Here is a 6081-nt window from a genome sequence, read left to right as displayed (position 1 = left end):
ACGACGGCCGCGATGACCAGACCCAGCACGAGGCCGAAGATCATCGAGACGAAGGTGTCGGCCAGCCACACGACGACCGGGCCCGCGCGCTCGACCGCGGAGCTCGCGATACTGTGAGCCCTCTCACCCCGGACCTCCAAGGAGACGCACATGTCGGTCGGCCTGCTCGCGGTTGTCGATGACATCCTCACCGCCGCCCTGAAGGCGAGCGCTAAGACGGCGGGCGTCGTGATCGACGACGCGGCCGTCACCCCGCAGTACGTGCAGGGCCTCACGCCCGCGCGGGAGCTGCCGGTGGTCGGGCGGATCGCGCTGGGGAGCCTGTTCAACAAGTTCGTCATCATCATCCCGCTGGCGCTGCTGCTCTCGGCGTTCGCGCCGCAGGTGCTGCCGTACCTGCTGATCCTCGGCGGCGCGTTCCTCTGCTTCGAGGGGGCGGAGAAGGTGCTCGAGTGGTTCGGCGTCTCGCACGGCGGCCACGAGACGGAGGCGCGCGACGAGAAGAAGCTCGTCTTCGGCGCCATCCGCACCGACCTCATCCTGAGCACCGAGATCATGCTGATCGCGCTCGACGGCCTCGACCCCGACTTCGGGATCTGGCCCACGCTCGGCGCGCTCCTGGTCGTCGGGCTCGGGATGACCGTGCTCGTCTACGGCGCCGTCGCGCTGCTCGTGAAGATCGACGACGTGGGCCTGCGCCTGATGAAGAACGCGGCCCGCGGCGTGCGGCGCACCGGAGCGAGGATCGTCGCGTCGATGCCGGTGGTGTTCCGCGCGATCAGCATCATCGGGACGCTCGCCATGCTCTGGGTCGGCGGGCACCTCGTCGTCGCGAACCTCGCCGAGACGGTGTGGCACGGTCCGTACGACCTCGTGCACGTCGTCACCCACGCGGTCGAGGGCGCGGGCCCGGTCGTCGTGTGGCTGGCCGACACCTTCGTCTCGATGATCTTCGGCCTCGTGCTGGGTCTGGTCATCGCGGCCGTCGTGATGGGCGTGTCGCGCCTGCGCACCCGCGACGAGGCGGCCGCGGGGCACTGAGCGGGGTCTCGATACGCCGCGTGCCGCGGCCGGTCGACCGGCATGGGGGTGCGCGGTCGCTCCACCGACGCGGAGGTGTGCGGCTGCCCGACCGGCACGGATCCATGCTGATCGAGTAGCCCGCGCCGCGGGCGTATCGGGATCCCACGCCGCGCCGCCCCCGCAGCGCCGCTCTCGATGAACGACGGACCGCCCCCGTCCCCGGAGGGGCGGAGGCGGTCCGTGTCGGAGGGGGCGTCAGCAGCTGCGGGCCGCGTACGCTCCCGTCGCCACCGAGGTGACCTGCTTGCCGTCGACCGTGCCCGTCGCGGTGACGGTGGCCTGGCCGGCCGGCACCGAGGCCGCGCGCGTGGTGAACGCGGCGCTGCCGCTCGCGCCGGGCGCGACTCCGGTGACCTGCTTCGACCCGGAGGGCGTCGCGATGGTCATCGAGACCGGCACGCCGGACTCGTTCTTCGCCGCGACGGTGAGCGTCACCTTGCCGGCGATGCAGCGGGTGGTCGCCGTGACCGCGACCGCGAGGGCGGCGGGCGCCTTCAGGGTCACCGTCACCGTCGTGGTCGAGGTGACGGAGCCGTCGGCCGCGCGGACCGCGATGGTCGCGACTCCGCCGTTCGCCGTCGTCGGCTGGGTGATCCGCACGGTGGCCGCCGAGTCGGTCGCCACTGCTCCGATCACCGGCATCGCCGTGCCCTCGACGGTGACCGCGTAGGAGGTGCGGGCCGGGTCGAACCCGGCGATGCCGGCTCCTCCGACGCGCAGGGCGCCCAGGGTGGCGACCGCGGCGGGCGAGGCGACCGACTCGTAGAGCTTGGTCTCGGCCACGATCAGGTGCGTGTTGTCGTAGGCGTTCATCACGACGCGGAAGGCCTTGGCCGTGACGGGCGCGAACGACGCGACCAGGGTCGGAGCCGTTCCGCCGGCCGGCGACGCGAGGGCCACGGCCGACTCGTAGCCGGGGACCGCGGTCCAGGTCGTGCTGTCAGCGGCCTGGTACTGCAGCTGGTAGGTCTGCGCCCAGCTGGTGCCGCCGTCGGCCAGGAACTGCACCGACACCTTCTCGACCTGGTGGGTCGAGGGGAAGGTGTAGGTCAGCGAGCTCTGCGCGGCCTTGGTGCCGTTGGTCCAGTTCGACCAGCCCTTGTCGCCGTCCACGCCGTTGCGGGTGCGCTCCGGTCCGTAGCCCGATTCCGACGACGACGCGGTCGCGACGATGCCGGTGTCCGGGTTGAAGTTGCGGAGCGTGCCCGTGGTGACGAGCACCGTGAGCGTGGCGGGGAGCGTCGCGCCGTCGGCGGTCGCCGTTCCCGAGACCGTCACCTGCCCGGCCCGGGCGAGGGAGGCGGTGGTGAGCGGCGTCCAGTCCCAGACGACCGGCACCGGGAAGGTGCTGGCCGAGGCGCCTACGCGGGCGGGGACCGTCGTCGGGGCCGAGGCCTTCACTCCGGCGACCGAGGCGCCCGCGGCGGCAGTGACCGACACGGGGTCGGTCGCGGTCAGTCCGCCGACATCGACGAGCGCGGTGACCGTGATCGTCTGGCCGTAGAGGTCGGTCGCGGTGCCGGGCACCTCGACGCGGCCGGTCGCGCCGTACGCCGAGTCGGCGGGGCGCTGCCAGGTGACGGCGAGCGGTGCGCCGGCTCCCCAGGAGTACTGCGGGGTGATGCTCGCGGGCAGGGTCGGAGCGACGCCCGCGGTGGTGCGGACGGCGATCGTCTGGCCGGCGGTCGGGGCGAGGTCGCGGAGGGACCACGACTGGTTCGCTCCACCGTTGGAGGTGTAGACGCCGACCGACGCGTTGTCGGCGCTGGAGCCGCCGTTCACGTCGAGCGACTGGGCGATGGACTCGTTGACGAGCGAGAAGTTCACGCCGTCGGTGGTGTTGACGATCCAGCGGGTCGCGGCGGTCGTCTTCGCCGCGTCGACGGACAGCGAGCGCAGGTCGGTGCCGGCGGTCGTGGCTCCGAGCACGCGTCCGTCGCCGTTGACGAGGACGACGCGGCGAGTGGCCTCGCGCTCGCCGGCGGCGACCTCGCGGACCGTCCAGGTCTGCTTGGCGGCCGTGGCGGAGTCGGTGGCGAGGCCGGTGATCGTGGTCGCGGCGCCCGAGGGGTTGCCGGTCAGGGCCTTGCCGCTCTGGGTGCCGACCAGCTGGTAGCGGTGGCCGTCGCGCAGGGCGGGGGCGGAGTCGGCGACTCCCGAGACTCCGTCGATCGAGAAGCTCGTGACCGACTTGGCGGGCACGGTGATCGTGGCGGTGCGCGAGATGCGGTCGACGCTCACCGGCGTCTTGGCGACCAGGGCGTTGCTCGTGGGAGCGGCTGCCGAGGAGGCCTTCGTGGTGACGTAGGGGGTGACCGTCGCGGTGTCGGCGATGGTGCCGAAGCGGGAGAGGTCGAGCACGACGGTCTTCTCGGTCGCGGTGCTGTTGGTGTGCACGACGGTCGCGCCCGAGCCGTCGCCGCGGACGGCGGCGGTAGAGGAGCTGTCGTTGGAGGGCATCAGGTGGTCGCCCTCGTGGATGAACTTGGTGAAGTTCCGGATGGTGTTGAACTTCGAGTTCGTCTCGACGCCGCAGACCGGGGCCTTGGTGGAGTCGCCACCGGCGTCGGCGACGCGGCGGACCGACTTCCAGACCTCGGTCCCGTTCTCCTGGTACGGCTTGCAGTCCAGGTCGATGTAGACGGAGCCCCAGTTGAGGTTCTCGCCCTTGGGCTTGGGCTGCTGCATGTTGTAGTAGTCCTCGACGGGCTGCCAGAGCACCCACGCCTTGGGCTCGAGCTCGCGCAGGTCGTCGTTGATGCGGCCGGCGATGCCGAGGCCGTTCTCCATGTTGGTGGGGTCGAAGCCGGTGACCCAGTTGCCCTCGATCTCGCTCATCCACAGGTCGGTGTCGGCCTGCTTCGCGAGGTCGCGGACCTTGAGGCGGCCCGAGGTGCCGTAGGTGTGGACGTTCATCCGGTCGACCTCGGCGCGGATCGCGGCGGAGTAGGCGGCCCAGTTCGTCGCGAAGATGTCGGGGTTGGTCTCGTCCATCGCGGCGATGCCGGCGTCGGTGGTCGAGGCGTCCAGCGCGGCGGCGACGTCGGGGATCAGACCCGCCTGGCGCGTCGGTCCGACGTGCATTCCCTCCTGGCGTCCGCCGGTCGGGACGCCGTTGGAGAGCTGCGTGCCCCAGTAGTTCGTGTTCGGCTCGTTGAAGGGGTCGAGCGTGTCGAACTCGATGCCGTACTCGTCCTCCATGTGCTCGGTGACCTTCACGAGGTACTTCGCGAACTGCTCCTCGGCGGCGGGCTTCAGCTGCTCGCTGTTCGCGTCGAAGCCGCCCGAGACGTAGCCGCTCTCGGTCATGAAGTACGGGGCGGAGTTGGAGAACGCCTCCCAATGCGAGATCTGCTTCTCCTCGGCGAGCCTCTCGACCCACCAGCGCTGCGTCTCGTCGGCGGTCCAGTCGTAGGAGGCGGGGTCGTCCGCGTTCCACTTCGCCAGGAGCGCATCGCGGTCGGCGAGCTTCGTGGAGGTGCCGCCGTAGGTCGACGCGTCGCCGGCCGGGTTCGGCTTCCACCAGCCCTCGACGGCGCCGCCCGGGCGGAGGTAGTCCTTCACGTCGGAGGCGTTGCCGCCGCCGATGTTGTAGCGGGCGATGTTCAGGTCGAGGCCGCTGTCGCCGAAGACCTTCTGGTAGAGGTCCTCGCGGAGGGCCTCGGGATAGCCGCCGGTCGCGTTCGCGAACCAGACGAGGCTGGTGCCCCAGCCCTCGAACGCCTCACCGGCGGCGGCGGGGTTCGGCGTGATGCGGAACGCGTCCGCGGCCTGAGCGGGGGCCGCTGCGGCGGGGATCGCCAGCAGTGCTCCTGTGGCCAGGGCGGCGCTCGTGGCGAGCGCGGCGACCCTTCTGAAGGACATCGACATTGATGCGGTCTCTCTTTCGCCATCGAAATGCGGGCGTGTTCACGTGAACGCGCCCTGACGGCCGACTGTACATGTTCACGTCAACAATCGGAAGGTGCTCAGGGGCGGGCGAGGCCCGCAGAGTCGAGGAGCCTCCTGGAGTGTCGTGGGCCTGCGGAGGCGTGCGGCCGCGCGCCGCGACACCCCCGCGCTCAGACGCGGTGCGTCGTCTCCGGGAAGGCCTCGGGCTCGCACTGGATGGTCGCGTGGTCGATGCCGTGGCGCTCGCGGAGGACGGCGAGCACTCGCGAGAGCGCGGTGCGGTAGTCGGCGTCGGGGGCGACGACCACGTGGCCGGTGGCGCTCTCCATGCCCGAGGTGATCGTCCACACGTGCAGGTCGTGCAGCGCGAGCACGCCGGGGACGGCGCAGACGTCGCGCTCGAGCGCTGCGAGGTCGACGTGCGCGGGCGCCGACTCCATGAGGATCCCCAGCGCCTGCCGCGTCAGCGACCAGGTGCGGGGAAGGATCAGCAGCCCGATCAGCACGCCGACGATCGGATCCGCCCACGCCCCGCCGGTGGTGAGCAGCACGATCGCCGCGACGATCACGCCGATCGAGCCGAGCGCGTCGCCGAGCACCTCGAGGGAGGCTCCGCGGAGGGTGATGCTCTCCTTCGCCCCGGCGGACAGCAGGCGCAGGCTCACGAGGTTGACCGCCAGGCCCACGACGGCGGTGATCAGGAGGGGGCCGCCGGGCACCGCGGGCGGCTCGGCGAAGCGGCGGACGGCCTCGACGATCACGAACGCGGCGACCGCGAACAGGAGCAGGCCGTTGGCGAGGGCGGCCAGCACTTCGAGGCGGTAGGAGCCGTAGGTGCGGCCCTTCGCGGCGGGGCGGGCGGCGAGCGAGATCGCGGCGATCGACATCCCGAGCGCCAGCACATCGGTGCCCATGTGCGCGGCGTCCGAGAGCAGCGCGAGCGAGCCCGTCGCGACTCCGACCGCGAACTCGACGATCATGAACGCCGCGGTCAGGACGAAGGCGGCCACGAGCGGACGCCGGTGCCGCGCGGCGGCGGAGCCGGCCGGAACGCCGTGAGAGTGGCCCATCGGCTCCTCCGATCCCTGTTCGTATAAACAGTCTTGC

Annotated in this window: 3 protein-coding genes; 1 reads left to right on the top strand and 2 read right to left on the bottom strand. The window is 71.6% G+C overall.

Annotation, left to right across the window (positions count from 1 at the left end):
- The first annotated feature begins 150 nt into the window (after nt 1-150).
- Nucleotides 151-1041 (top strand): DUF808 domain-containing protein, encoded by an 891-nt coding sequence (locus C5C74_RS12640; protein WP_104223404.1) that lies wholly within the window; start codon nt 151-153, stop codon nt 1039-1041.
- Nucleotides 1042-1278: 237 nt separating this feature from the next.
- On the opposite strand, the gene C5C74_RS12635 is transcribed toward C5C74_RS12640, so the two are convergent.
- Both C5C74_RS12635 and C5C74_RS12630 read right to left on the bottom strand, forming a co-directional pair.
- Entirely contained in the window at nt 1279-4947 is a 3669-nt protein-coding gene (locus C5C74_RS12635; protein WP_146083076.1) for a glycoside hydrolase, read from the bottom strand.
- A gap of 197 nt (nt 4948-5144) precedes the next feature.
- A complete protein-coding gene (locus tag C5C74_RS12630; RefSeq protein WP_104351645.1) occupies nt 5145-6044 on the bottom strand; it encodes a cation diffusion facilitator family transporter in 900 nt (299 codons plus the stop codon).
- Between the last annotated feature and the right edge of the window lie 37 nt (nt 6045-6081).

Origin of the sequence: Rathayibacter sp. AY1E8 (genome assembly GCF_002931415.1) — a bacterium.
GTDB lineage: Bacteria > Actinomycetota > Actinomycetes > Actinomycetales > Microbacteriaceae > Rathayibacter.
The sequence above is the reverse complement of the archived record's forward strand: the minus strand, read 5'-3'. Positions and strand labels throughout refer to the sequence as shown.

Coding starts and splice junctions, on each gene's coding strand:
- C5C74_RS12635 (WP_146083076.1), bottom strand. CDS start 4,947: ATGTCCTTCAGAAGGGTCGCCGCGCTCGCCACGAGCGCCGCCCTGGCC.
- C5C74_RS12640 (WP_104223404.1), top strand. CDS start 151: ATGTCGGTCGGCCTGCTCGCGGTTGTCGATGACATCCTCACCGCCGCC.
- C5C74_RS12630 (WP_104351645.1), bottom strand. CDS start 6,044: ATGGGCCACTCTCACGGCGTTCCGGCCGGCTCCGCCGCCGCGCGGCAC.